Below are 24960 nucleotides of genomic sequence, written 5' to 3'. Positions count from 1 at the left end.
GCGGGCAGCTACGCCCGCCTGCTGGCGCTCGGCCCGACCGGCACGGTCTCGGCCAACGGCACCCTGGTGCCGGAGCTGCGCGGCATCACCGGCAACGCCACGAACAGCTTCACCCCCGCGCTCGGCCAGCGCTTCGGCGTGCTSACCGCGCAGGCCGGGCTGTCGGGCTCGTTCAGCGGGCTCGCCCAGCCGGCGGCGGGCCTGCCGGCSGGCACGCGCCTCGACGCGCTCTACGCCGCCACCRGCCTCGACCTCGTGGTCACGCCSGCCGCCTACGGCAAYCTCGCCGGCCTCGGCCTCGCCCAGACCGGCAACGCCCGGGCCGTGGGCGCGGCCCTCGACCTCGCCCGCCCGGCCGCCGGCACGCGGCCGGACGCGGCGCGGGCGCGGGTGTTCGACCCGCTCTACGCGGCCGGCCCGGCGACGCTGCCGGGCGGCCTGGCGAGCCTGTCGGGCCAGAGCTACGGCGACGCGGTGATGACCGACCTCGCCGCGCGCCGWCTGCTCTCCGACACGATCGACCGGCACCAGCGCGGGCTGGGCGGGGGCGCGGGCGCGTTCAGCGCGGGCGATCCGGGCCCGGGCCCGAACCGCACGGCNGGCACGCGCCTCGACGCGCTCTACGCCGCCACCGGCCTCGACCTCGTGGTCACGCCSGCCGCCTACGGCAAYCTCGCMGGCCTCGGCCTCGCCCAGACCGGCAACGCCCGGGCCGTGGGCGCGGCCCTCGACCTCGCCCGCCCGGCGGCCGGCACGCGGCCGGACGCGGCGCGGGCGCGGGTGTTCGACCCGCTCTACGCGGCCGGCCCGGCGACCCTGCCGGGCGGGCTGGCGAGCCTGTCGGGCCAGAGCTACGGCGACGCGGTGATGACCGACCTCGCCGCGCGCCGWCTGCTCTCCGACACGATCGACCGGCACCAGCGCGGGCTGGGCGGGGGCGCGGGCGCGTTCAGCGCGGGCGATCCGGGCCCGGGCCCGAACCGCACGGCGCTGCAGGCTGGGCCGACGCGCTGTACGGGTTCGGYGCGCGCGCCGRCGACCGGGCTGCGGCGGGCGCCGGGTTCGACGCGGGCGGGCTGCTGATGGGCGTCGACCGYCAGGTCGGGGCGGACACGCAGGTGGGCGGAGCGTTCAGCTACCTGCGCGCGGGCGGCACGTCGCGGGGCGCGGGGCTGGGTCGGTTCACCACCGACAGCTACGGCGGGACGCTCTACGCGAGCACGCGGCTCGGCGCGGTGATCCTGCGGGGCACGGCGGGCGTGTCGTACGCGGACGGGCGGGTGGACCGGACGGTGGCGCTGGGCACGGCGGTGTCGCAGGCGAGCGGGGTGTCGTCGGGCTGGAACGGCGGGGTGTCGGGCTTTGCCGGCTACGCGCTGGCGACCGGCCTGCCGGTCGAGGTCGTGCCGGAGGTGGGCTTCAGCTACNCGCAGGCGTCCGGGCTGTCGTCGGGCTGGAACGGCGGGGTGTCGGGCTTTGCCGGCTACGCGCTGGCGACCGGCCTGCCGGTCGAGGTCGTGCCGGAGGTGGGCTTCAGCTACGACCGGCTGACGCGGGGCCGTGTGTCCGAGCGGGGCGGTCTGGTCGGGCAGGGCTTCGGCGGGCAGGGCTTCGCGGTGGCCGACCTCGACGCGGCGCGCAGCCTGGTCGGCGGGCGGGTGACGAGCTGGGCGTTGGCGGGCATTCCGGACCTGCGCCTGGAGGGTCGGGCGTACTGGGCGCACGAGCTGGCCGACACGGCGGCTTTGATCCGCTCGAGCGTGTTCGGGGCCCCATTCGCGGGCCGGACGAGCGCGCTGGGCCGGGACGGCGCGGTTCTGGGGGTGAGCCTGACGGGGGCGGTCGCCGCGGGCGTGCGGCTGTCGGTGGGCTATACCGGCGACGTCCGCCCGGGCGCCACCGCCCAGGTGTTCACCGCCGGCCTCCAGGCCGCGTGGTGACGGCCTCTTGAGCCACGCTCCTCGTCGCGGCCGGATCGCTCCCGGCACCCGTGCCGATCCCGCAGCATCACGCCGCGCATCGCACGGCGCGGCGGCGAGGGCAGCGAGGATCTCGGACGCCACCGCTGGATCGTCGCGCACGCCGGCGTGGTCGGCGCGCTTCCGCCGCCTCGCCATCCGCTCCGGGCGGCGCGACGATCTCCGCGCGCCTTCGCCCATCCCGTCTGCGCTTTCGTCCGCCGGACCCGGGCCAGAGGGTCGTGTGGCCGACTCTGCGTCAAAGGCGTCGGTGAGGAGCCAACTCGAGAGCGGACGCGCCGCGAACCGGCGTGGCAGTCTGATCCGTCGCGGCCGAGTAGGTTTCAGCCGTCCCCTTCTGCTTACGCTTCGCGGCGTAGAGGGCCGCGTCGGCGTGGCGCAGCAGCACGTCGCGGTCCTGTCCGGCCTCTCGTGACCGCGCGAGGCCGATCGTTCCCGTCACCCGCGCGATCTGACCCTGCCCTTTCACAACCATCTCGAGGTCGTGCAGGAGGCGCCGCACCATCGCCTGCACGCCCGCGCCATCGCAGGCGGCAGGCACCAGGATCGCGAACTCGTCGCCCCCCAACCGTGCCGGGAAGCAACCGGCGTAGCAGGGCGCGCGCAACCGCTCGGCCACGCAACGCAGAACCTCGTCGCCGGCCGCGTGCCCGAGGCGATCGTTCACGCCCTTGAAGCCGTCGAGGTCGATCAGGAGGACAGCCACATCGTCGTCGGAAGCGCGCGCCTCGCGCAGCCGCGCGTCGAGCGCGCGGTGGAATTCGGCTCGGTTGGCGAGTTGCGTCAGGTCATCGGTGCGCGCCTGATGGCGAAGACGCTGCTCCAAGCTGTGCCGTTCGGTGATGTCCTGGATCAGGCCGATGAGGGCGACGGGCTTACCCTTGACCAACTCGATCTCGCAGGAGCACCGCACGCGCCGGGCATTGCCCTTGGCTGTCACGAAATCGGCGTCCATCTCGAACGGCTCGCCCGTGTCCAGCACGCGCCTGACGGCCGCGCGGAAGAGGGCGCGATCGGGCTCGGGAAAGAAGTTCATGATCGCGCCAATCGGCACACCGCCGCTGACGGGCAGCTCGTGAATGACGAAGACGCCGTCCGACCAGGAGGTCGACCGCGTCTCGATATCGTAGCGGTACGAGCCCATCTCGGCCATGCGCTCCGCCTGCTTGAACTGGCGGCGCTCACGCTCCAGGCCCTCGACGGCCATCCGGCGCTCTTCGGCAGCCTCGGCTGCGCGCAGGGCCACGGCGCGCGCCTCGATCAGCGCCTCCGCGATGCAGGCCAGCTCTTCGAGCACCTCCAGGTCTGTCGCCGTCGGCTCGCGGGGCTGTTCGTCGAGGACGCATAGCGTGCCGATCGTGATCTTGTCGCCGTCGGCTTGCCGGACGCGGACCGGCACGCCCGCGTAGTAGCGGATGTACGGGGCGTTCGTGACGAAGGGGCTGGCCACGAAGCGCGGGTCGAGGCTGGCATCCGCCACGATCAGCGGAGCCTCCGTCTCGAACACGACGGGGCAGAACGCCTGGGCACGCGGCGTCTCGGCCGCCAAGGGACCGCAACGCGCCTTGAACCACTGGCGCTCCGGGTCGATCAGGGTGATCGAGGACATGCCGGTGCCGAGCATGCGCTGCGCGAGCCTGGCGAGTGCGTCGAACTCGCGCTCCGGCGGCGTGTCGAGGAGGGCGATCTCGGCCAGCGCCTGCTGGCGGAGTGCCTCGCGCTGGGTATTCGATATGGTCCCCTGCAGCACTGTTCGACCTCGCCGGAGCCAAGATGGTATCCGGGGGATACGACGAGAAGGTTTAATCGAGGGTGCGATGGCCTGACCTTTCATCGCGGCCCGGCTTCGTCCTGGGACTGGCGCTGTCCGGCACGCGCGCAGGGGCCGCTCTCACCGCTCTTCTCCCGCGAGCCGGCCGGCAGCTTCCGAGCGGGGGCGATCCGGCAAGCGACCCGGGGCAGCCGTTCCGACGAACATGGCACTCCCGGGGGAAACAGCCGAGTGTCCGGCGATGCGGGCTTTGGCCGGCGATGGGGCCTCCCGGGCCTCGATCGCTGACCCGTGCGAGAAGCCGCGCGGCGGCGCGCGCGCGTCAGGTGGCTGCCCGCAGGGTGATCCGCGTCAGCTCCGACGGACGCCCGAGCCGGAGGGCGAAGCCGGGCCAGAGCCCGGTGCCGTTGCTGACGTAGAGCCGCATGACCCCGACCCGGTACGCCCCCGAGACGAACCCGGAATTGCCGCGCGCCACCAGCCGGTCCAGGCCGCGGATCATGCCGCCGTGGGTGTGGCCGGAGAGCTGGAGCGCGACGCCGCGCGCCGCGGCCTGCGCGGCGTTGGCCGGCTGGTGGTCCAGCAGAACGATCGGCGCGCCCGGCGGTGCGCCCGCCAGGGCCGCGTCGAGGTCGGGCCCCGGATGCCCCGTGGCGGGCGCGGAGCGGTCGGTGACGCCGGCCAGCACCAGCGCGCCGCCCCCGCGCCTCAGGATCGTGTGGGTGTTGGCGAGGACGCGGATCCCCAGGCCCGCGAGATGGCGCATCCAGGAATCGTGGTCGAAGAAGTACTCGTGGTTGCCGGGCACGGCCCAGACACCGTCGCGCGCGCGCAGGGCCCGCAGCGGCGCGACGTCGTCTCGCCGGGCCTCCAGTGAACCGTCGATGAAGTCGCCGGTCACGACGATCAGGTCGGCCTGGAGGGCGTCGGCCCGCGCGACGACGGCCCGCGCCCAGGCGGCCGGGAACAGGCGGCTGATATGCAGGTCGGTCAGGTGCAGGATCGTGTAGCCGTCGAGGCCGGGGGGCAGGTCCGCGATCGCGACCGGGACGTCTTTCAGGGGCGGCACGCGCACGGCCTGCCACACGGCGACGGCCGAGAGGCCGGCGGCCGTCGAGGCCACCGCGATGCGCCAGGCGGTCGGGATCGCCCAGCCGCCCCCGGGCAGAGCCAGCGAGATCAGCGCGACGGCATCGAGGCCGAGCTGCATCACCGCCGCCAGCGCGATCGCACCGAACGCCCAGTTGAACAGGATCACGATCGGGCGCGGGAATTCGGGCGCGAAGACCGACCCGGAGGAGAGGCGGCTCCACAGGTGGTACTGGGAGGCGACCAGGAGGAGCGCGGCGAGGCCGAGCCTGAGCGCGAGCGGCACCGGCAGGGGCCACACCACCCGCGCGATGACGTAGGCCGCGGGCAGGCTGGGGATGAGGCGGATCATGGGCGGCTACATGGACCGGGCGACGGCCGAAAGGCAAAGCTCGCGCCGGGCCGCCCGGTGCGCGGCGGCACATGCGGTCGCCTCGCGCGGGTCGGGAGGTGCCCTCTGCCGGCCCGTCGCCCGCCCCGCCTTCCCCCCACCGCGCCCAGAGATTGTCGGCGTCAGCGCGCGCCCGGATCGAACCAGGCGCGCAGCGGATCGAGGGTGGTCTCGTGCGCCAGCGGGGGCGACGCGCCGTCCGGGGCCGCCATGCCCACGCGGTCGTGCCAGTACGTCGCCAGCCCCACCCGCGCCGTGCCCACGAGGTCGAAGGCCGAGCCCGCGACGAACAGGCAGCGCGCCGGCTCGACCCCGAGGGCCTGCAGTCCCAGCCGGTAGGGACGCGGATCGGGCTTGTAGAAGCCGGCGCGCTCCGCCGTGACGACCGCGTCGAGCTCGACCCCCAGGCAGCCGGCGGCGATGCGACCCAGACGTTCGGAGCAGTTGGTCACGACGCCGAGCCGCACGGAGCGCGCCGCGAGCGCCTGCAGGGTCTCCGTCACGCCGGGCCAGGGCCGGAGCTCGCCGTAGCGGTCCTCGAGGTCCGCCGCGAGGCGGCGCGGCAGGCCCACCGCCGCGGCGGCCTCGGCGACGAGATCCTCGTAGGGCCGGTACGCCCCCGTCCGGTAGGTGATCCGCAGGTACTCGGCCCGCCACCGGCGGCCGGCCTCCGTGCTGCCGGCGACCGAGTCCCACAGGGACCAGCTGTCGAGCAGGGCCGTCAGGAGGTCGAACAGGACGGCGTCGAACCGGTGGGCTGTCATGATGGGCTTCTCCTTCCGTATCGGGCGCCGCATCGGGCGGCGTCGGTGCCGGGGGCCTCGGGCCGCGCCGACGGGGCCCGGAGCGCGCGTCAGTGCGCGCGTCAGTGCGCGCGGGCGGCATGCGCCGCCCCGAGGAGGGCGGCGGTCACGCGCCTCGCGGTGTCCGGGCGGGCTCCCGCCGCGTCCGGCGCCGCCGGGCGCTCGCGAGGCGCCCGATCCGCGACGTCACGGTCGGCGCCGCCTACCAGCCATTGATGCGCGGCCAGACGGCGGCGACCCGCCCGTCGGCGTCGAGGACGTGGTAGCGGTCGTACTGCGCGCCCGTCGCGCAGGCGTGGTTCGGCAGGACGCGCACACGGTCGCCGATGGCCAGACCGGGGAGGGCGGCGCGGGAGCCCGGACGCAGGGCGAGGATGCCGTGCTCCTGGTTGGTGTCGGCGACGATCAGGTCCGGGTAGGGGCGGCCGGCGCGGTCGCAGACCACGCCGTAGCCCTGATCGACCGCCTGCCGGGCCGTGCCCCGGTCGCGCGACAGCGCCATCCAGCCGGCATCGGTGATGATCCAGCCCTTGTCGCGGCGGTGCCCGATCACGGTGGCGAGCACGCTCACCGCGATGTCGTCGACCGCGACGGAGCCGACGCCGGCCTGGAACAGGTCGCCGAACATGAACACGCCGGCACGGACCTCGGTGATCCCGTCGAGGTTCCGGGCGTAGCGCGCGGTCGGGGTCGAGCCGACGCTCACCACCGGGCACGGCAGGCCCGCCGCGCGCAGGAGAGTGGCCGCCGTCACCGCCGCCGCGCGCTCGCCCTCCGCGGCCGCGGCGAGATCCTCGGGATCGCTGAGGCCGTAGCTGTCGCCGGCGTGGAGCAGCACGCCGCGCAGGTCCGCCCCCGCGCCGAGCGCGCGCCCGATCGCCACCAGCAGCGCCGCGTCGGCCGGCTTCACGCCGGAGCGATGCCCGTCGGCGTCGACCTCGATCAGGACCGGTAGACGGTCGCCGGTCCGCGCGGCCCAGGCGGCGACCGCGTCCGCCTGCTCGATCGAGTCGAGCACCACGGCGAGGTCCGCGCCCCAGCGGCGCCGGACCGCGCCGACGCGGTCGAGCTTCTGCGGGGCGATGCCGACGCCGTAGATCATGTCCCGGACCCCGCCCTCGGCGAAGTACTCGGCCTCGCGCAGGGTCGAGACGATCGCCGGGCCGGCCGGACCGGTCATCGCCAGGCGGGCGACGTCGATCGACTTCGCCGTCTTCAGGTGCGGCCGGAAGGCGACGCCCAGCCGGTCCAGGTGCGCCCGCAGCCCCGCGAGGTTCGCGCGCAGCCGCGCCTCGTCCAGGAGAAGGCACGGTGTCTGGAGCGGACCCGACGCCCCGTCGGCCTCCGCTGACGGCACCTGCGTCCCGACTCCGGTGTCCGGCATGTCCACGCCTCCCTGTCTCGCTGCCGGGTGACAGATCATGCCGGACCGCGAGACGCCATTAATCTGTTCGGCATTCTGGATTAAGGTCGGCCTTAATGCTCGACACCGACGATCTCCGCTTCTTCGTCGCGGTCGCGGCCAGCTCGTCCCTGGCCGCCGCGGCGCGCAGCCTGAACGTGTCGCCCCCCGCCGTGACGCAGCGGCTGCGCAGCCTGGAGAAGCGGCTGCGGGTCCATCTGGTGGACCGGTCCGGCCGCGGCCTCACGCTGACCGACGAGGGGGAGCTGCTGGCCGAGCGCGGTCGCGACCTCCTCGGCGCCTTCGACGATCTCGCCGACGCCCTGGCCGAGCGCGTCGGCGCGGTGACCGGACATCTGCGCGTCGTCGCCCCGCTCGGCTTCGGGCGCCGCTACGTGGCCCCGGTCGTGACGGCGTTCCGGCTGCGGCATCCGGGCGTGCGGATCGACCTGCTGCTCTCGGATCGCCTGGGCCGCATCCCGTCCGAGACCTGGGACCTCGCGATCCACGTCGGTGAGATCAGGGAGGCGACCCCGAGCCTGACCGTGCGCGCCCTCGCGCCGAACGACCGGATCCTCTGCGCGGCGCCCGCCTACCTGGCCCGGCATCCGGCCCCGCGCGTGCCGGCCGACCTGCGGGATCACACCTGCATCGCGCTGCGCGAGAACGACGAGGACGTGACGCTCTGGCGCTTCCGCGCGGCGGAGGGCGCCGAGGTCCGCGTCAGGGTGGATGCGGCCTTGGTCAGCAACGACGGCGACGTGGTGCGGGGCTGGGCCCTCGCGGGCCTCGGCGTGATCGTGCGCTCGGAATGGGATGTCGCCGACGACCTGCGCGCGGGGCGGCTGGCGCGCCTGCTCGAAGGCTACGCCCTGCCGTCGGCGCCGGTCGTCGCCCTGCTCGGCTCGGAACGGCGGTCGCGCGCGGCCCGGACGGAGCGGTTCCTCGAGGCGCTCCGGCGCTCGTTCGATCCGCTCCCGTGGCGCCCGCCCGCGGGTCCTGGCGCGGCCGCCGGGGATGCGGGGCCTTGAGGCGCCCCGGCCGCGCGCCGTCCGGCCCCGAACGCTCCGCCCGACGACGCCCGATCCCGCTCAGCTCCGGATCTCGATCGGCGTGCCGACCTCGACCCGCGCGTAGATCGCGCGGGCCTCGGCGTTGGTCACGCCCACGCAGCCATCCGTCCAGTCGATCAGACGATGCAGGCGGCCGACCCAGGAGAAGCCGTTCCTCAGACCGTGGATCATGATGTCTCCGCCGGGCGGCACGCCGGCCGCGGACGCCGCGGCGCGGTCGGCGGCGTCCGGATAGGAGATCCGCAGCGCGAGGTGGGCGATGCTGTCCGGGTTCTTGCCCGCGATGCGGTAGCGGCCCTCGGGTGTTCGGCCGTCGCCCTCCATCGCCTTCGGGCCGACCGGCGCGAAGCCCAGCGAGACGCGGTAGACCGCCAGGACGCGTCCGCCGCGCAGCAGCGTCAGGCGCCGTTGCGCCTTCTCCACGCGGACGAGATCCGCGCGCTCGGCCTGCGGCACCAGGCCGGGGGCCGCGGAGCCCGCGGGACCGTCGGCCGTCCCGAAGAGGAGGGCGAGCGGCGCGACGCAGAGGATCGGTCCGACGAGGTGGCGGCGTCTCATCGGCCGATCCTACGGGGCAGGCGTTTCACGGCCAAACGACCGGGCCCGGATCGCCGCCGGTCAGGGTCGATCCCGGAGTCAGGCGGCCCATCGCAGGGCGTCGCGGCCGGCGTGCTTCGCCTCGTACAGAGCGCTGTCGGCCCGCTGAGCCAGCGCTTCGTAGCCCTCGCCCACGCGCGCGACGGCCAAGCCCATGCTCAGGCTGACCGGCGCTTCGGTCCCGGCACCGGTCGAGAACGGCAAGGCGCGTGCGCTCGCGCGGATCCGCTCGCACACCGCCCTGGCGCGCTCGAGGTCGCTCTCGCGGAGAAGGATCACGAACTCGTCGCCGCCGAGGCGCGCGACCAGATCCCCCGGGCGGATCTGCGATGCGAGCAGCGATCCGAGAGTCTCGAGCGCGCGATCGCCCGCCGGATGCCCCCAGCGGTCGTTGATCTGCTTGAAGTGATCGATGTCGATCGCGATCAGGCTGACGGGCGGGAGTGCCCTGACGGGCAGGATGGTCTCGATCTGATGCTCGAAGCCCGCACGGTTGAGCAGTCCTGTCAGGGAATCGGTGAAGGCGCTCCTCGTCATCTCCCGATCGTGCGCGGCCAGCTCGGCCGTGAGCCGCGCCCGCGCGGAGACCTCCGCCGCGACGGGCAGGCAGGTCAGCAGGATGAAGGCCAGGAACACCTGGAACGCCTGCGCCTGCGTGACGGCGTCGGCCGCGATCAGGACCATCGGCCCGCGACCGTACATCGTTGCGACGCCTCCGATGACGGCCACGACCATCACGGCCGCGGTGACACCCAGGCGGCCCAGCCGGAAAGCGATCAGGATGAGGGGCGGGAAGATCAGGAACAGCAAGGGGCGGCTGGTGCAGAAGAAGGTCGCGTACGCGACCGAACCTGCGAGGACGAGCAAGGCGGCCGCTTCGAGCCGGTCCCGCCAGCTCCGCTCCGCGAGCGCACGCGCGTAATCGCCTCGGAACAGCGAGAGCAGGAAGGGCGTGAAGACGATGAGTCCCAGGCCGTCGCTCGCGACCCAGGTGCCGAACGAGCGCAACAGGGGCTCGCCGAAGACGAGATGCGCCGTCAAGCCTCCCAGGACGCCGCTCGCGGCCGGTGCCAGCAATCCCGCGATCGCGAGGAACCGCAGGGCGGATCTCGTGGATTGCAGCAGGGCGTCCTGCTCGTAGGTCCTTCGCAGGAGACGGACGGCCAACATCACCTCGGCGAGGTTGGCGAGACTGTACAGGAAGGGGCCGATCAAAGTCCCCCGCGTCAGGACATTGGCCGCGATGTTCGCGGCCAGTCCGGCGCTCAGCACCGTGCCCGATCGGACCCTGTCATGGGAGAGCAGCAGGGCGACCAGAATGGCATTGGCCGGCCATAGGGCAGCGATGTCGTGTCCGCTACTGGCCAGGCTCAGTGTCGAAGCTGCGGTGCAGAAATAGAGAAACGCTGTCGTCAACCATAGATAGAGTGCCGGCTTCTCGTCGCTCTCGTCGTCGGATCGCTCTCGGATCATGGTCTCGATAGACATGAAAATTTATAACGAACAGATAATATTGTGCAACTATTGGTATGCTACTCGTCTATAATACAACTGCTGGGGATGGAGACAGCAATCGTCATGATCGGCGATCGGCGCAGCGAGCATTGCGCCGACTCGCATGATCGGAGATCGGAGCCGTTACGGGGTGCCGCTGAGGCGTCCGTCGCGCGGTTGACCGCGCGTCCCCGCGGCGGACCCGGTCTCGCGCGGGAGCGGCGGGCGTGCCGCTTCACGCCTGCCGTCCGCGATCCCGCCGGACCGAGCCGGCGCCGTCGAGTCCGTGGAGGTCGAGGGTCAGGGCAGCCGCCGGGGCGTCGGCGGGCCTCTCGTCCGAAGAGGCCCGCCTCGCAAGCAAAGGTGGCTAAAAGGCCGGCATTAACCAAAGCTTAATTATTTGAGGAGGGCCGCTCAGGCTGCCTAGCTCCGCAACGCCGGCTGAGATACGGTTAAGGATCACTTAACGGATCCGAATACGATGGCGTCTATTACAGGTCTCGCCAAAGACTTGGTGCCATACCCTGGTCCTGTGCCGCTGCGACGGCGTCCGACGACCGCGCGGCGGCCGAGCGAGAAGCGGATCGCGCCGACCGTCTCGTCTCCCGACCACGGCCTTTCCGAACTCGCTCAGATCGAAGTCAATCTCGAAACCGACACCAGCACCCTGTGGGCCTTCATGCGCCCGCAGGGCCGCCCGTGCCAGAATCCCGAGATGCTGGCCGACTTCAGCCGCCTGCAGGATGGCATCGAGCGCGGTTTCGGCAACGGCAGCCTCGACCTGAACTACTTTGTCTTCGGTTCACGATTTCCCGGCGTGTTCAGTCTCGGCGGTGATCTGAGCCTGTTCGCGAGCAAGATCCGCGCGGGCGACGAGGCCGCGCTGGTCGGTTACGGCAACGCGTGCGTCGATGTTCTTCATCGCAACATGAACGCGCTGAACCTGCCGATCATCACGATCGGCCTCGTTCAGGGCGACGCGCTGGGCGGGGGGTTCGAGGGCCTGCTCTCGTTCGACGTGATCATCGCCGAGAAGGGCACCAAGTTCGGCTTCCCGGAGATCCTCTTCGGGCTCTTCCCCGGTATGGGTGCCTACAGCTTCCTCGCCCGGCGTCTGGGGACCATCAGGGCTCATGAGATGATCCTCGATGGGAGAACCTACACCGCGGAGGAGATGCACGAACTGGGGATCGTTCACGTCCTCGCCGAGCGGGGCCAGGGCGAGGCGGCCGTGCGCGCGTACATCGCCGGCAACCACCGGCGCCGCAACGGGCAGCAGGCGATCTATCGAGCCGCCCGGGAGGTCAATCGCATATCGTTGGAGGAGCTGAGAAAGATCGTCTCGGTCTGGGCGGCCGCCGCGATGAATCTCACGAACAGGGATCTGAGCATCATGGAGCGGCTCGTCCTGGCGCAGGACAGGCTCAGGGGAAGAGCCCAGGCCGCTCAGGCCCGCACGGTGACCGCGCGGGGGCCGGCGGGGTCAACTCGCTAGCTTCGTCACGGGCTCCGCGGCCGCGAGCATGGCCCGGATCTGGGGTGCGGCGACCGGACGACTGAACACGTAGCCCTGGATCAGATCGCAGCCCTCGGCCCGGAGGATGGAGAGCTGCGTTTCCGTCTCGACGCCCTCGACGACGATGGCCATCCCGATGCTCCTTCCCATCCCGACGATCGCCCGGATGATCGCGGTCGACTCGGCCTTCCTGTCCAGGTCCCACACGAACGACCGGTCGATCTTCAGCTTGTCGAAGGCGAAGTTTCTCAGGGAGCTCAGGGACGAGTAACCGGTTCCGAAATCGTCGATCGACAGGCGGATCCCGAGCTGGCGGAGCGTGTGGATGGTCTCGACGATCTTGTGCGTCGCGCCCAGCGTCACGCTCTCCGTGATCTCGAGCTCCAGGCGATGCGCCGGGAGGCCGGAGCGGTTCAGCGCGCCGATGACGTGGAAGGCCAGCTGCGGATCACCGAACTGACGCGGCGACATGTTGACCGCGACGCTCACGGACGACGGCCAGTTCCGGGCCTCGCGGCACGCTTCGTTCAGAACCCAGTCGCCCAGCTGGACGATGAGCCCCGTGTCCTCGGCCACCGGGATGAAGTCCGACGGCGGGATGTAGCCGGAGACGGGGTGCTGCCACCGTAGCAGGGCCTCGCAGCTCACGATCGCCCCGGTGCTCGCGTCGACGATCGGCTGATAGTGCAGCTCCAGTTCGCCGTTGGTCAGGGCGGCCCGGAGATCGGACTCGAGGGCGTGCCGCGCGCGCGTGGCCGCTTCCATCTCGTGCTGGAAGATCTTGAACCCGCTCCTGCCGGCCCCCTTGATGGCGTAGAGGGCGATATCGGCGCATTTCAGCAGCCTGTCCTCGTCGTTGGCATGGAACGGGGCGATCGCGATGCCGATCGAGGCGCCGACCGTGACGTGAGTGCCGTCGATATCGAAAGGTCGCTCCAGCTCGTGCAGGACGCGCTGCGCGAGATCCTCCGCGACGGCCGGCGACGTGACGGATTGCTGGACGATGACGAACTCGTCGCCGCCGAGGCGGGCGACCGATCCGGACAGCGCCCCGATCCCGCGCAGCCGGTCCGCCACCATCTGCAACAACCTGTCTCCGGCCGGATGCCCCAGCGTGTCGTTGATGACCTTGAAGTGGTCGAGATCGAGCAGATGGACCGCGAAATCGCCCTTGCTGCTGGCGCTGGCTTTCAGCGCCTGGGAGACCTTGGCCTTGAAGCTGCTGCGATTGAGCAGGCCCGTCAGATCGTCGTAACGCGCCATCTGCTGGATGCGGGCTTCGCTCCGACGCCGCTCGGTGATGTCCTCGAAGATGATCACGTAGCCCTTCTCGGCGGTCCGCCGCTGCATCAGGGAGACCACGCGATCGTCGGGCAGGATCAGGACCAGGTTTCCCGACCTCAACGCGTTCGACGCCGCCGAGAATGTCGAGAGCGTCGCGCCGCGCCCCGCGGTTCGCTCATCGATGATGGCGCGGCTCAATGCGTACAGCGATTTGGCCGTCGAATTGGTATGGATGCGGTTCGAGGGAATGCCCGATATCGAGAGGAACTGGTCGTTCCAGACCTGGAGCCGGCCGCGCGCGTCGAACATGCACAGTCCGTGCGACATGTTGCGCAACGCGATGTCGAAGAGATTGGCCTGGGCCTGGAATTTCTCGGCGAGCGCCTCCTTCTCGCGCGTCGTCACCAGGGCCGACACGATGATCTCGCGCGTGCTGAGCGTGATGTCGATCATGCCGTAGGCGAACAGGAGCGAGAGGATGCCGAGCGAGGCCCGCTCGCCGTCGCCCGACACGAGCAGGCCCGCGGACAGCGGCATCGCCGACAGGAGCACCTGCGCGATGGCCAGCAGGGGGCGGCCCGCATTGCGGCCCGAGATGCCCGCGGCGTAACCGATCGTGAACGTGGGGGTGATGACCTGGAGCGCGAGGTTGGACGACCGCGTCGTGATGAGGAACGACAGGATGCCGAGCGACGCGGCGTAGGCGAACGCGCCGAGGGAGAAGTAGGTCTCCCAGAGCTCGTAACGATCGTGCTTCTGCGGCCCCTTCGTCAGGTAGATCCGAGCGAGCACGATGCGGGTGAGGCCGATCAGGCCGACCGCGAACGCGGTCACCGTGATCGCGCGATCGTCGGACCAGAACGCCGCGGCCGTGGCGACGATCGTCCCGGACGCGGCGCCGACCGCGAGCGACGCGAAAGGCTGATACAGCCCGTCGACGAGCGAGCGCTTCACGCCGCGCGCGAGGAGGGCATCTTCAGCGAGTGCGGCCCGCAGCTTGGAATACAGTCCCAACGCGGCGTCTCGCTACTTCGCTCTCGTCGAGGGGGTCATCATTGTAGCAGTTCAATCCCAGGTTATATCCGCATATTAGCGGCGTGGAATTTCAGAAATATTGAAAACCGTGGTTAACGCCGCGCGCGGAGCAAAACTCTGCTTCGAATATTTGTCTCCTCTGCGCAAATATTCGGTGATCTCCGTCGTTCGCGAGGCCGAATATCGGTGCCGCGCCGGGCAGTCCGGCGCATGTATGGACGGGACGGGCGCGGAGGGTTCACTCATATCCCGTCGGGCGTTGCGCCGCGGACACCCCATATCCGGAGCTGTCGTCTTGCTCGGCCGCGTTCGGCGCGAAGACGTCTGCCTGTTCGTCAGACGTCGCGGCGATCGCGCGATCCTGTCCCGGCGGCATCGTGGCACCGCCGATCCCGTTGCGCGCTCGACGTCCGCATCGGCGCCCGGATGATGTCGTCTCGTCGGGGACTTTCACGCTCCCGGGCGCGCGACATCGCTGTCCGCCGTGCGCGACCGCCGCCGTTGCGTGTGAGCCGCCTCCCCGGCGCGATCGCGCTCGCGGAGCCCGGGCCACCCGCGCGCCGCCGGCGACCGGCTCAGCCGATCCCGAGGCCGCGGATGAGCAGGACGGCGATGGCCAGCAGCACGCCGAGCGAGGCGGTGACCGCCATCGTGACCCGGCCGCCGACCTGGGCCAGCACGCGCACGTCCACCCCGAGGCCGAGCGCGGCCATCGACACGATGGTGAGGAAGCCGGCGAGGCGGGAGATCGGCGCGACCCAGGCGTCCGGGATCAGCCCGAGCGAGCGCAGGCTCGCCAGGGCCAGGAAGCCGAGGATGAACCACGGGACCAGCTTGAAGAAGCCGGGCCGGCGCCGGGCGCTCCCGGGGGCGCTAGCAGGCTTGGCGCTCGCTCCCGCCGCCGGCAGGCGCGGGGCGAGGAGCGAGAGGGCCAGCACCACCGGCCCGAGCATCAGCACCCGGACCAGCTTGACCAGCGTGCCCACCTGCGTGGCGAGCGGGCCCACCGGGACGGTCGCGGCCAGCACCTGCGGCACCGCGTAGACGGTCAGGCCCGCCAGCACGCCGTACTGGTGCTCGCTGAAGCCGACGAGCGGCACGAACAGCGGCAGGCCCAGCACCATCAGCACGCCCAGCACCGCCGTGAAGGCGATGGCCGCCGCCACGTCCCGGCTGTCCGCCCCGATCACCGGCGCCACCGCGGCGATCGCCGAGTTGCCGCAGATCGCGTTGCCGCAGGCGATCAGCAGCGCCATGCGCACCGGCAGGCCCAGGGCGCGGCAGAGCGCGCAGCTCGCCAGGATGGTCAGCGCCACCGCCCCGACGATGCCGGCCAGCAGCGCCGGGCCCGAGGCGACGATCGCCCCGAGGCTGACCGCGGCGCCGAGCAGCGTGACGGCCACTTCCAGCACCTGCTTGGCCGAGAAGGCGATCCCGGCCTTGAAGCGCGCGCCCGGCACCCAGGCGGTCCGCACGGCCGTCCCCAGCAGGATGGCCAGCACCAGGGCCTCGACGTAGGGATGGCCGGTCAGGTGCTCCTCGCCGGCCTGCAGAGCCTGCGCCACCGCGGTGATGCCCAGGCACAGGAGCAGGCCCGGGAGCAGGGTGCCGGCCGCCCCGGCCCAGGCGGAGGCCCCCCGCGACCCGGTCGGCGCGGCCCCGGACCGGTCCGGCACGGCGGTTCTGAGGGTCATCGCGCGACCTCCTGCCCGGTCTCGGCGCTCAGTAGGCCGCGCCGAGATAGCCGGCGATGGCCCGGGCCTGGTCCTCCGTGATCGGTGCCCGGTAGACCTTGATCATCTTGGCGACCTCGGCGTCCCAGAACGCCTGCCCCTTCCGGGGCGGCTGCATGGCGACGTAGTCGGCCGAGTGGCAGGTCAGGCAGTTCTCCTGCGCGGCCTGGAAGCCGGCCGCGTGCGCGGCATCCGGGGCCGGCCGGAACTGCGCCGTCGGCTCCGGCAGCGCGTAGGTCTCGGGCGCGGACAGCGCGGGTGTCGCGGCCAGCGCGGCGGCGATCGCGACGACCGACGCGCGGAGCGGGCGGGTGCTGAACATGCCGATCCTCCCTCTAGGCCGCGCGCACGCGGGTCGTCTCGACGACGTTGCGCATGTAGCCGGCGGGGTTCCAGCGCGGCTCCATCGGCTGGGTCGCGCCGTCGTTGCCCGTGGCCCGCACGCGCAGGGCGTGGGCGCCCGGCGCGAGATCGACCTCCGCGGTCCAGGTGCGGAAGGCGTAGGGGCCGAGATCCTGGCCGAGCCGGGCCGCGCTCCAGGTCCGGCCGTCGTCGGCCGAGACCGCGACGTCCCGGATGCCCGAGCCGCCGTCGAACCCGATGCCCCGCAGGGCGACCGGACCCGCCTTCACCGGCGCGCCGTCGGTCAGGTTCGTCAGGAAGGAGCGGACGTTGAGGCGGCCGATCGGGACGGTCCTGTCCGGCGCCTTGCCGGGCTCGGTGCAGGCGCAGGCATTGTCGGGGATGCGGTAGGCCGTCTTCATCCAGAAGCCCTCGAAGGGGTGATCGAGGACGGCGATGCTGTCGAGGTGCTTGACCCAGTAGGTGCCGTAGTAGCCCGGCACCACGAGGCGGAGCGGGAAGCCGTTGAGCCAGGGCAGGTCCTGCCGGTTCATGCCCCAGGCGAGCAGCACCGCGCCGTCCCGGGCGTGGTCGAGGGTCAGCGCCTTGGCGAAGTCCGGCGTCTCGGGCAGGACCGGCCCGTCGAGGCCGTTGAAGGCGACCTGCACGGCGCCGGCCTTCACGCCGGCCCGGTCGAGCACCGTCTTGAGCGGCACGCCGGTCCAGCGGGCGCAGCCCATGGCGCCGTTGGCGAGCTGGCCGCCGGCGATGCGCGGCTCGAAGAAGCCGCGGGAATTGCCCGAGCACTGGTTGACCGCGACGATCTCGGTCTGGGGCATCGCCTTGAGGTCGGCGAGCGACAGGGAAAGCGGGCGCTCGACCTGCCCGGTCACGGCGACGCGGAAGGCCTGCGGGTCGATCTCGGTCGGGATGTCGGCGAGGTGGTAGCGGACGAAGAACGCGTCGTTCGGCGTGATCGCGCCCCCGTCGAAGACCGCGAACGGCGTCTCCAGCTGCGGCGGGCGCGCGGTCATCTGCAGGAGCGGCCGCTTGCCCGGATAGGCCACGAGCGGCCGCTCGCCGTTGCCGAAGGGCAGCGTCCCCCCGTCGGCCGCCCGTGCGCGCGGCACGCCCCCGAGCGCGGCGAGGGCGCCGAGGGCGCTCAGCCGCATGAAGTCCCGTCTTCCGCGATCGGTCATCGCGCGCTCCCCGTTCAGGCTGTGGCAGCGGAGGTCCGGTTCGGCGCGCCTCGCCTTCGACTGCGAGGCGGCGCGTCGGGGGATCCCGGTCAGCGAAGGACCGAGAGGTAGTGGATGTCCTGCGTCAGGCAGGTCGAGAGGCGCCACTCGACCGGCCGCTCCTCGAGGTCGATGGCGACGCGGTCGATCTCGAGGGCGGGGGTTCCGGCGGGCACCTGGAGCAGCTCGGCCTCGCGGGGCCCGATCGCCACGGCCTTCAGGCGCTCGTTGGCGGTGGCGATCGTGATGCCGTAGCGGGTGGCGTAGAGGCTGTAGAGGGTGTTCGGCAGCTCGATCTGGGCGATGCCCGGGAACAGGCCGGCGGGCACGCTGATCGTCTCGACCACGCACAGCTTGGCGTCGACGGCGCGCACGCGCTCGATCCGGACCACGCGGGCGGACCGCACGAGGTCGAGCCGCCCGCGCTCGTCGGCGCTGGCGGCCGCCTCCGCGATCCCCGTGACCCGGCTCGTGGGCATGCCGGTGCCGTCGCCGTCCGGCCGCAGCTTCAGGAAGCGGAAGACGCTCTGCTTGTCGTCGTGGTCGGCCACGAACGTCCCGCGGCCCTGGCGGCGCACCAGCAGGCTGTCGGCGGTGAGCGCGTCGAGGGCCTTGCGCACCGTCCCCTGGCTGACGCCCAGCTCGGCGGCGAGCTGCCCCTCGCTCGGAAGGATCTGGCCGGGCTGCCAGACCGCGTCGGCCAGGCGCTTCAGCAGCGTGTCGTAGACCTGCCGGTAGAGCGGGCGGAAGCCGACCGCGCCGGCGCGTCCCGAGTCTGCGCGCCCCGAGTCTGCGCGTCCCGAACCTGCCTGCCCTTCGCCTGACCGTTCCATCGCGTGACGACGCAGAGCCCCATCCGTGGGTAGAGCGTCGAAGGTTGTGTCCAGCACCTCTCCCTCCTCTGGCTTACGTCGCCCTGCCGACGGGAGCAATCACGGGTTCTTCCTCCGCACAGGCGATCCGCGTCACAGCGCCCGGATCTCGGCCACGAGGGCTTCGGCCACGTCGAGCCCCGCCTCGGCGGCCCGGCGGCGGAGTGCGAGCCGGCGGCTGCCCGGGAGCCGGGCGCCGTCCTGCGCCTCGATCGCGCCGGCCAGCGCCGCGAAGCGCTCCGGCGCGTCCGGGCTGAGCGCCGCCGCGTCGAGGGCGAGGATCAGCTGCCCGGTGCCCGGCGGGTCGCCCGCGGCGTCGAGGAACGAGGAGGCCTCGCCGGCGAAGCGCGCGCCGACGAGGCCGGCGGCGAGCAGCTCGACCATCAGGGCGAGCGCCGTCCCCTTGGCGTCGCCCAGCGGCACCATGGTGCCGTCGAGGGCGGCCGTGGCGTCGGTCGTCGGGCGTCCCTCCGCGTCGAGGGCCCAGCCCTCGGGGATCGGCTCGCCGCGTTTGGCCGCCCCGACGATGTTGGCGCGGGCCACCTTCGACAGCGCGAGGTCGACCACGATCGGCGCGCGGCCGGGCAGCGGGCAGGCGAAGGCCAGCGGGTTGGTGCCGAACACCGCCTGCCGCCCACCCCAGGGGGCCATCGCGGCGGGCGTGTTGGCGAAGAGCAGCGCGACGCAGCCCTGCTCGGCCAGGGCCTCGACCGGGCGGCCGGCCGCGCCGCAATGGTGCGAGCGGCGGATGCCCGCCGCCGCCACGCCCTGCTGGCGCGCGACGCCCGGCAGCGCCTCCAGGGCGAGGTCGATCGCCGGGTAGGCGAAGCCGTGGGCGGCGTCGATCGCGAGCAGGCCCGGCCGCGGGCGCGACGCAAGCGGGACCGCGTCGCCCGCGACCTTCCCGGCCCGGACCTGCGCGGCGTAGGGCGCGACCCGCGACAGGCCGTGGCCCTTGAGCCCGTCCGCCTCGGCGCCGACCAGGGCGCGGGCGACGCTCCGGGCCGCGGCCTCGGCCGTGCCGCAGCGGACGAGGGCGTCGGCGGCGAGGGCCTCGGCCTCCGACAGGGTCAGGTTCGGCATCGGCTCAGCGCTCCGTGAGGTGGCGGCGGACGGCCTGGGCCGTGACGGCGGAGACGCGCACGTTCGATTCCTGGGTCACCCCGGCGATGTGCGGCGTGAGGATCAGGTTCGGCACGTCGGCGAAGACGGCGCCCGCCGCCGCGTCGAGGGGCTCGCGGTCGAACACGTCCAGCGCCGCGCCGCCGAGATGGCCGGACCGCAGAGCTTGCGCCACGGCGGCCTCGTCCACCACCCCGCCCCTTGCCGCGTTGATCAGGATCGCGCCCTTCGGCATCCGCGCTAGCGCCGCCGCGTCGATCAGTCCGCGGGTCTGATCGGTGAGTGGCACGTGCAGCGAGAGCACGTCGCTCTGCGCGATCAGCGCGTCGAGCGCCTGGCTCTGCACGGGTCCGGTGGCCGGGTTCCAGGCCGGATCGCCCGCGGCCACGAAGGGGTCGTGGGCGGCGACCGTCATGCCGAGGGCCGCCGCCCTCCGGGCAGTCTCGCGGGCGATCGACCCGAAGCCGACGAGNTCGCCCGCGGCCACGAAGGGGTCGTGGGCGGCGACCGTCATGCCGAGGGCCGCCGCCCTCCGGGCAGTCTCGCGGGCGATCGACCCGAAGCCGACGAGGCCGAGGCGCTTGCCGGCGATCTCGCGGCCCATCAGGGCGTTGCGCGGCCACGTCCCGGCCGCCACGCGGGCCGTGGCCCCGTAGGCGCCGCGCAGGAGCAGCAGCGCGGTGGCGACCACGTACTCGGCGACCGCGCCGTCGTTGGCGCCGGTGGCCGGGTAGACCGCGATGCCGCGCGCCCGGCAGGCCGGGACGTCGATGTTGTCGAGGCCGACGCCGAGGCGTCCGACGACCTTGAGGTCGCGGGCGGCGTCGAGCAGGGGGCCGCGGACCTGGGTCCGGTTGCGCACGATCAGGGCGTCGGCCCGGGCCACGGCGGCGGCGAGGTCCCCGGGCCGGTCGACGAGGCCCGGATCGTACTGCACGTCGAGGCCGGCGAGCTCGGCCGCGATCGCGGCCTCGTCCATGAACTCGCTGATGATGACCTTGGGCATGGAGGATCCTTCTCAGGTCGCCGGCACGGCAGCGGGGAGGGGGCGGCGCAAGGCCGCCGCCGGCTCGCGGGCTGGGATCGCGTCCGCCGCCTCGTCCTCGTCGTCGAGGAGGTCGAGGTTCGGGGTGATGCGGCCGTCGAGCACCGCCCGGGCGTGGGCGAGGTCGATCTTGCCCTCCCAGCGGGCGATCACGAGGGTCGCCACCATGTTGCCGACCGCGTTGGTCACGCAGCGCAGCTCGTTCAGGATGCGGTCCACCCCGATGATCAGGGCGATGCCCGCCACCGGCAGGAGCTGCGAGGCCTGGAGCGTCGCGGCGAGCACGAACAGGATGGCGCCGGCCACGCCCGCCACGCCCTTCGAGGTCACCAGCGCGATGGCGAGGATGCCGAGCTCCTGCTCCCAGGTCAGCGGCACGTTGAGAGCCTGCGCGATGAAGCCGATCGCCATGGTCAGGTAGATGCAGGAGCCGTCCATGTTGAAGGACAGGCCGGCCGGCATCACGAGGCCGGTCACGCTCTTGTCGACGCCGAGCCCGTTGAGCTTGGCCATGATCCGCGGCAGCACCGATTCCGAGCTCGTGGTGCCGAGCAGGATGAACAGCTCCTCGCGACTGTAGCGGAACAGCTTCCACAGGCTCAGGCCGACGTAGAAGCGCATCACGCCGCCGAGGAAGACCGCGATGAACACGATGAAGGTCAGGTAGAGGGAGACGATCAGCATCCCGTACTGGGCGAGGATGCCGAGCCCGAACTTGCCGATGGTGAAGGCCATCGCCCCGAAGGCGCCGATCGGCGCGAAGTGCATGATCAGGCCGACGACCTTCATCAGCACGTCGCCGAAGGCGTGGACCACCTTGAGCGGGAACTCGCCGCGCCGGCCCAGCATCGCGAGCCCCATGCCGACCAGCACCGAGAAGAACATCACCTGGATCAGGTCGCCCTTGGCGAAGGCGTCGACCGCGCTGTGGGGGATGATGTTGGCGACGATCTCCATCGGAGACTGCGCGTGGGCCTTGCCGGCGATGCCGGCGACCAGCTTGGCGTCGAGGCTGTCGACCGTGGCGTTCACGCCGTCGCCCGGCCGCAGCATGTTGACGAACAGGAGGCCCGCGGCGAGCGCCACCGTCGTGGCGACCTCGAAGTACAGGATGGTCTTCAGGCCCATCCGGCCGACGCTCTTCATGTCGCCGACATGCGCGATGCCGACCACGACCGTGCAGAAGATCACGGGGGCGACGATCATCTTGATCAGGTTGATGAACATGTCGCCGAGGATCTTGCAGCCCACCGCGAAATCGGGCGCGACCACGCCGACGCCGATGCCCAGGGCGATGCCGAGCAGAACCTGGCCGTAGATCGACCGAAGCAGCCTCATGCGTTCCTCCAGAATGACGGGACGGAGGCCGCCGCGGTTTCCCCCGCGGTCGTGCGCTCCGGCTTGGTCCTGACCCCGTGGCGTCGGGGCCGCGCCCGCGGACCGGATCGCGGTCCGCGGGCGCGGGACTTGTGCGTCAGGCGCTGCGGTAGAGCTTCGTCATCACGAATTCCCGGTGGCCGAGGGACTCGGCCGCCGTGAGCCGGCCGTTGGCGGTGCGCACCACCATGTCGATGAGCGCGTCGCCGGCCTGCGGGATCGTCATCTCACGGGTGAGCACACCCGAGACGTCGACGTCGATATGCTCGCCCATGGTCCGCACGGTCCGGGGATTGCCAGTGATCTTGATCACCGGGACGATCGGGTTGCCGATGACGTTGCCCTGGCCGGTCGGGAAGGTGTGCACCACGTAGCCGGCCGCCGCCATCAGGGTGACGCACTCGGCCGCCGCCGAGGACGTGTCCATGAAGTACAGGCCGGGCCCCTTGGCGGGCGCCTCCGCGGGCTGCAGCGCGTCGATGAAGCGGCACTCGTGGCCGATCTTCTCGAGGTTGCCGAGCGCCTTCTCCTCGATCGTGGTGAGGCCGCCCGCGATGTTGCCCTTGGTCGGCTGCGAGTCCGAGAGATCGTCGGTCTTGTGGGCCTCGATCACGTCGTCCTGGTAGGCCTTCCACATCGTGTACCACTTGTCGGAGACTTCCGGGCTGATCGCCCGCTCGCGGCAGAGGTGCTCCGCGCCGGTGATCTCCGAGGTCTCGCCGAACACCCCGTAGATCCCGTGCGGGATCAGCTTGTCGTACATGTTGCCGACGGTGGGGCAGGAGGCGAGGCCGGTGGTGGTGTCGGACTCGCCGCACTTGGTCGAGACCCAGAGGTCGGCGATCGGGCATTCCTCGCGCTGGAGCTCGGTGGCCCACTGCACGAAGCGCTTGGCCTGGTAGCTCGCCTTGGCGACGATCGCGATGTCGCCGTGGCCCTCGATGCCGAAGCCGACGACCGGCTTGCCGGTCTTGGCGATGCCCTCGACCACGCGGTTGGTCCACTGGTCCTCGATGCCGATCACCACGACGGCGGCGACGTTCGGGTTCGAGCCGATGCCGATCAGGGTGCGGAAGTGGAGGTCCAGGTCCTCGCCGAACTGGAGCCGGCCGTAGGCGTGGGGCAGCGCCATCGTGCCCTTCACGTTGTTGGCGACCGCCTCGCAGGCGGCGTTGGACAGATCGTCCAGCGGCAGGAGCACGACGTGGTTGCGCACGCCGACCCGGCCGTTCTCCCGGCGCCAGCCCATGAAGGTGGCGGAGGTGTAGTTCTCCGAGGCGCGCCCGGTCGCGAGCGCCTTGGTGGCGAACTGATCGGGCGCACCGCCGACGAAGGGGGTGGCGATCTCGTGTTCGAGCTGAGCGGCTTCCTTGAACATCGTCACCTCACCAGCGCTTCGTCTTGACGTTGTGGACGTGGACGTGCTCGCCCTTGGCGACGTCCTTGATGACCTTGCCGATGTCCTGGCCGTACTTGATCGCCGTGTCGCCGGCCTTCAGGTCGGTGAGCGCGACCTTGTGGCCGATCGGGATGTCGTGGCGGACATGGACCTCGAAGGTGCTGTCGTTCTCGGTGACCACCCCGAAGGCGTCGGTGCTCGCGCTCAGGCCCTCGATCACCGCGACGGCGACGTTGTCCTGGGGGGAATGGGCGAGAAGATGCGGCTTGCGGCGCCCCGCGCCGGACGCGGCGTGGCTGCTCATGCGGTCCTCCTGATCTGCGTCGTCGGCTTCTCGGCGGCGACTGGTCTTATATAAGACCAATGAGATGGCCGGCGTCAACGGGTGATCGCGGGGTGCGGGTGATTTCACTGGTTCGGGGACGGCACCGAGCGCCCCATCCTCCTCAGTGGCGTAGGGAGGTCGCAGGCCGGATCCGGAAGGGCAGCCCTGTCGCGCCGCAGAGGTATGCGCCTTGCCCAGTCGGACAAGTCTTATATAAGATACATGGAAACAGAGCCCGCCCCGGCGGGACGCGGGCCGGGAGGACGAGAATGGCGGGTGTGCGCGCGGATGGCATCAGCCGGGCCGGGCGCCCCCGGTGAACGAGACGCTCCTCCTCGTCCTCTGCGTCGGCTGCGCCGGCGTGATCTCGGGCCTGACGGGCTTCGCCTTCGCGCTGATCGCCTCCGGCACGCTGCTGTCGATCCGCACGCCCGTTGAGGCGACCGCCCTGGTGCTCGTCTGCAGCATCCTCTCGCAGGTGATCTCGATCCTGCGCCTGCGGACCTGGCCGCCGCGGGGCACCGCCTTCGCGATGATCCTGCCGGGCCTCGTCGGCGCGCCGATCGGCATCCACCTGCTGCACGATCTCGATCCGCGCTTCATCAAGGTCGCGATCGGCGCCTTCCTTGTCCTCTACAGCGGCGGCGTCGCCCTGCTGCGCGCCGATTACCGGGTCGGCTTCGGCAATCGCTGGAGCGACGGCGCGATCGGCTTCCTCGGCGGCGTGCTGGGCGGCATCGCGGGCCTGTCCGGAGCCCTGCCGACGGCCTGGAGCCTCGTGCGCGGCTGGGATCCGCGCACCCAGCGGGCGGTCTACCAGTCCTTCACCCTGGTGATGCAGGTCTGGGCCCTGACGATCCTCCTCTATCTCGATCCGCTGCCGCCCGAACTCGTCGGCGACCTCGCCCTGGCGCTGCCGGTGGTGCTGGTGAGCGTGCTCGCCGGGCTCTCGCTGTTCGCCCGGATCGACCAGCGCCGCTTCCGCACGCTCGTCCTCGCGCTGCTCGCCGCGATCGGCCTGACCACGACCGCCCTGGCGCTGCCCGGCCTGCTGCAGAACTGAGCGCGGCCGG

20 protein-coding genes and 4 pseudogenes are annotated in these 24960 nt (G+C 72.0%); 7 read left to right on the top strand and 17 right to left on the bottom strand.

Features of this window, described 5'->3' with window-relative positions:
* Positions 1–600: 600 nt before the first annotated feature.
* From ASG32_RS35290 to ASG32_RS33470, 4 genes and pseudogenes are all read left to right on the top strand, one after another.
* Positions 601–1083: pseudogene (locus ASG32_RS35290) on the top strand (hypothetical protein); the annotation flags it as partial.
* Positions 1011–1427 (top strand): annotated as a pseudogene (locus ASG32_RS35285) (autotransporter outer membrane beta-barrel domain-containing protein); the annotation flags it as partial. The pseudogenes ASG32_RS35290 and ASG32_RS35285, both read left to right, overlap by 73 nt.
* 39 nt (positions 1428–1466) lie before the next feature.
* Positions 1467–1940 carry an autotransporter domain-containing protein gene (locus ASG32_RS35280; protein WP_244492120.1) on the top strand — a complete coding sequence of 158 codons (474 nt, stop codon included), beginning with the start codon at positions 1467–1469 and terminating at the stop codon, positions 1938–1940.
* A 51-nt stretch (positions 1941–1991) separates the two neighbouring features.
* Positions 1992–2142, top strand: a pseudogene (locus ASG32_RS33470) (IS5/IS1182 family transposase); the annotation flags it as partial.
* Between the two features lie 75 nt (positions 2143–2217).
* On the opposite strand, the gene ASG32_RS21865 reads toward ASG32_RS33470, so the two are convergent.
* The 4 genes from ASG32_RS21865 to ASG32_RS21850 all read right to left on the bottom strand — a co-directional run bounded on the left by ASG32_RS21865 (position 2218) and on the right by ASG32_RS21850 (position 7417).
* The gene (locus ASG32_RS21865; RefSeq protein WP_244492118.1) at positions 2218–3714 is read right to left on the bottom strand and encodes a diguanylate cyclase; all 1497 of its coding nucleotides are present in this window, start codon (positions 3712–3714) and stop codon (positions 2218–2220) included.
* A gap of 358 nt (positions 3715–4072) precedes the next feature.
* Positions 4073–5191: a metallophosphoesterase gene (locus tag ASG32_RS21860; protein WP_056530627.1), complete on the bottom strand. Its 1119-nt coding sequence runs from the start codon at positions 5189–5191 to the stop codon at positions 4073–4075.
* 161 nt (positions 5192–5352) lie between these two features.
* Positions 5353–5994, bottom strand: a complete 642-nt coding sequence (locus tag ASG32_RS21855) for an HAD-IA family hydrolase (RefSeq protein ID WP_056530626.1) — start codon at positions 5992–5994, stop codon at positions 5353–5355.
* 241 nt (positions 5995–6235) lie between these two features.
* Positions 6236–7417, bottom strand: coding sequence for an alanine racemase (locus tag ASG32_RS21850; RefSeq protein WP_091928613.1), 1182 nt, complete (start codon positions 7415–7417; stop codon positions 6236–6238).
* A 95-nt stretch (positions 7418–7512) separates the two neighbouring features.
* On the opposite strand from ASG32_RS21850, the gene ASG32_RS21845 reads away from it, so the two are divergent.
* Positions 7513–8466, top strand: a complete 954-nt coding sequence (locus ASG32_RS21845) for a LysR family transcriptional regulator (protein WP_056530622.1) — start codon at positions 7513–7515, stop codon at positions 8464–8466.
* 60 nt (positions 8467–8526) lie between these two features.
* On the opposite strand, the gene ASG32_RS21840 is transcribed toward ASG32_RS21845, so the two are convergent.
* Both ASG32_RS21840 and ASG32_RS21835 read right to left on the bottom strand, forming a co-directional pair.
* On the bottom strand, positions 8527–9066 hold the full coding sequence (locus ASG32_RS21840; RefSeq protein WP_056530618.1) for a L,D-transpeptidase family protein: 540 nt from the start codon (positions 9064–9066) through the stop codon (positions 8527–8529).
* 78 nt (positions 9067–9144) lie between these two features.
* Positions 9145–10593, bottom strand: a complete 1449-nt coding sequence (locus tag ASG32_RS21835; protein WP_082557995.1) for a GGDEF domain-containing protein — start codon at positions 10591–10593, stop codon at positions 9145–9147.
* A 487-nt stretch (positions 10594–11080) separates the two neighbouring features.
* On the opposite strand from ASG32_RS21835, the gene ASG32_RS21830 reads away from it, so the two are divergent.
* Complete coding sequence (locus ASG32_RS21830) at positions 11081–12094, top strand: crotonase/enoyl-CoA hydratase family protein (RefSeq protein ID WP_056530613.1); 1014 nt, start codon at positions 11081–11083, stop codon at positions 12092–12094.
* Here ASG32_RS21830 and ASG32_RS21825 read toward each other — a convergent pair.
* From ASG32_RS21825 to ASG32_RS21780, 11 genes and pseudogenes are all read right to left on the bottom strand, one after another.
* Positions 12083–14413 carry an EAL domain-containing protein gene (locus tag ASG32_RS21825; protein ID WP_056530610.1) on the bottom strand — a complete coding sequence of 777 codons (2331 nt, stop codon included), beginning with the start codon at positions 14411–14413 and terminating at the stop codon, positions 12083–12085. The genes ASG32_RS21830 and ASG32_RS21825 overlap by 12 nt on opposite strands.
* 596 nt (positions 14414–15009) lie before the next feature.
* The gene (locus ASG32_RS21820) at positions 15010–16128 is read right to left on the bottom strand and encodes a putative sulfate exporter family transporter (RefSeq protein ID WP_082557994.1); all 1119 of its coding nucleotides are present in this window, start codon (positions 16126–16128) and stop codon (positions 15010–15012) included.
* 28 nt (positions 16129–16156) lie between these two features.
* Positions 16157–16489, bottom strand: coding sequence for a hypothetical protein (locus tag ASG32_RS21815; RefSeq protein WP_056530608.1), 333 nt, complete (start codon positions 16487–16489; stop codon positions 16157–16159).
* Positions 16490–16502: 13 nt separating this feature from the next.
* The gene (locus ASG32_RS21810; protein WP_056530605.1) at positions 16503–17708 is read right to left on the bottom strand and encodes a molybdopterin-dependent oxidoreductase; all 1206 of its coding nucleotides are present in this window, start codon (positions 17706–17708) and stop codon (positions 16503–16505) included.
* Between the two features lie 89 nt (positions 17709–17797).
* A complete protein-coding gene (locus tag ASG32_RS21805; RefSeq protein ID WP_020094926.1) occupies positions 17798–18580 on the bottom strand; it encodes a GntR family transcriptional regulator in 783 nt (260 codons plus the stop codon).
* A gap of 132 nt (positions 18581–18712) precedes the next feature.
* Positions 18713–19702 carry an Ldh family oxidoreductase gene (locus ASG32_RS21800; protein ID WP_056530602.1) on the bottom strand — a complete coding sequence of 330 codons (990 nt, stop codon included), beginning with the start codon at positions 19700–19702 and terminating at the stop codon, positions 18713–18715.
* A 4-nt stretch (positions 19703–19706) separates the two neighbouring features.
* Positions 19707–20213: pseudogene (locus tag ASG32_RS35275) on the bottom strand (NAD(P)-dependent oxidoreductase); the annotation flags it as partial.
* A 1-nt stretch (position 20214) separates the two neighbouring features.
* The coding region (locus ASG32_RS35270) for an NAD(P)-dependent oxidoreductase (RefSeq protein ID WP_280141599.1) at positions 20215–20747 on the bottom strand (533 nt) is incomplete at its 3' end.
* Positions 20748–20759: 12 nt separating this feature from the next.
* Entirely contained in the window at positions 20760–22124 is a 1365-nt protein-coding gene (locus tag ASG32_RS21790) for a cation:dicarboxylase symporter family transporter (RefSeq protein ID WP_056530596.1), read from the bottom strand.
* A gap of 136 nt (positions 22125–22260) precedes the next feature.
* Entirely contained in the window at positions 22261–23541 is a 1281-nt protein-coding gene (locus tag ASG32_RS21785) for a UxaA family hydrolase (RefSeq protein ID WP_056530944.1), read from the bottom strand.
* 7 nt (positions 23542–23548) lie between these two features.
* The gene (locus ASG32_RS21780) at positions 23549–23866 is read right to left on the bottom strand and encodes a UxaA family hydrolase (protein ID WP_020094921.1); all 318 of its coding nucleotides are present in this window, start codon (positions 23864–23866) and stop codon (positions 23549–23551) included.
* A gap of 337 nt (positions 23867–24203) precedes the next feature.
* Between ASG32_RS21780 and ASG32_RS21775 the strand changes: the two genes are divergently transcribed.
* The gene (locus ASG32_RS21775; RefSeq protein WP_056530594.1) at positions 24204–24950 is read left to right on the top strand and encodes a sulfite exporter TauE/SafE family protein; all 747 of its coding nucleotides are present in this window, start codon (positions 24204–24206) and stop codon (positions 24948–24950) included.
* Positions 24951–24960 lie beyond the last annotated feature (10 nt).

Origin of the sequence: Methylobacterium sp. Leaf361 (assembly GCF_001424445.1) — a bacterium.
Classification (GTDB): Bacteria; Pseudomonadota; Alphaproteobacteria; order Rhizobiales; family Beijerinckiaceae; genus Methylobacterium.
Note: the sequence above shows the minus strand (reverse complement) of the source record. Positions and strands in the feature narration are given on the sequence as shown.

Excerpts from the sequence above, each read along its gene's own strand:
- ASG32_RS21860 (WP_056530627.1), bottom strand. The coding sequence starts at position 5,191 with ATGATCCGCCTCATCCCCAGCCTGCCCGCGGCCTACGTCATCGCGCGG.
- ASG32_RS21855 (WP_056530626.1), bottom strand. The coding sequence starts at position 5,994 with ATGACAGCCCACCGGTTCGACGCCGTCCTGTTCGACCTCCTGACGGCC.
- ASG32_RS21850 (WP_091928613.1), bottom strand. The coding sequence starts at position 7,417 with ATGCCGGACACCGGAGTCGGGACGCAGGTGCCGTCAGCGGAGGCCGAC.
- ASG32_RS21845 (WP_056530622.1), top strand. The coding sequence starts at position 7,513 with ATGCTCGACACCGACGATCTCCGCTTCTTCGTCGCGGTCGCGGCCAGC.
- ASG32_RS21840 (WP_056530618.1), bottom strand. The coding sequence starts at position 9,066 with ATGAGACGCCGCCACCTCGTCGGACCGATCCTCTGCGTCGCGCCGCTC.
- ASG32_RS21835 (WP_082557995.1), bottom strand. The coding sequence starts at position 10,593 with ATGTCTATCGAGACCATGATCCGAGAGCGATCCGACGACGAGAGCGAC.
- ASG32_RS21830 (WP_056530613.1), top strand. The coding sequence starts at position 11,081 with ATGGCGTCTATTACAGGTCTCGCCAAAGACTTGGTGCCATACCCTGGT.
- ASG32_RS21820 (WP_082557994.1), bottom strand. The coding sequence starts at position 16,128 with ATGACCCTCAGAACCGCCGTGCCGGACCGGTCCGGGGCCGCGCCGACC.
- ASG32_RS21815 (WP_056530608.1), bottom strand. The coding sequence starts at position 16,489 with ATGTTCAGCACCCGCCCGCTCCGCGCGTCGGTCGTCGCGATCGCCGCC.
- ASG32_RS21810 (WP_056530605.1), bottom strand. The coding sequence starts at position 17,708 with ATGACCGATCGCGGAAGACGGGACTTCATGCGGCTGAGCGCCCTCGGC.
- ASG32_RS21805 (WP_020094926.1), bottom strand. The coding sequence starts at position 18,580 with ATGGAACGGTCAGGCGAAGGGCAGGCAGGTTCGGGACGCGCAGACTCG.
- ASG32_RS21800 (WP_056530602.1), bottom strand. The coding sequence starts at position 19,702 with ATGCCGAACCTGACCCTGTCGGAGGCCGAGGCCCTCGCCGCCGACGCC.
- ASG32_RS21790 (WP_056530596.1), bottom strand. The coding sequence starts at position 22,124 with ATGAGGCTGCTTCGGTCGATCTACGGCCAGGTTCTGCTCGGCATCGCC.
- ASG32_RS21785 (WP_056530944.1), bottom strand. The coding sequence starts at position 23,541 with ATGTTCAAGGAAGCCGCTCAGCTCGAACACGAGATCGCCACCCCCTTC.
- ASG32_RS21780 (WP_020094921.1), bottom strand. The coding sequence starts at position 23,866 with ATGAGCAGCCACGCCGCGTCCGGCGCGGGGCGCCGCAAGCCGCATCTT.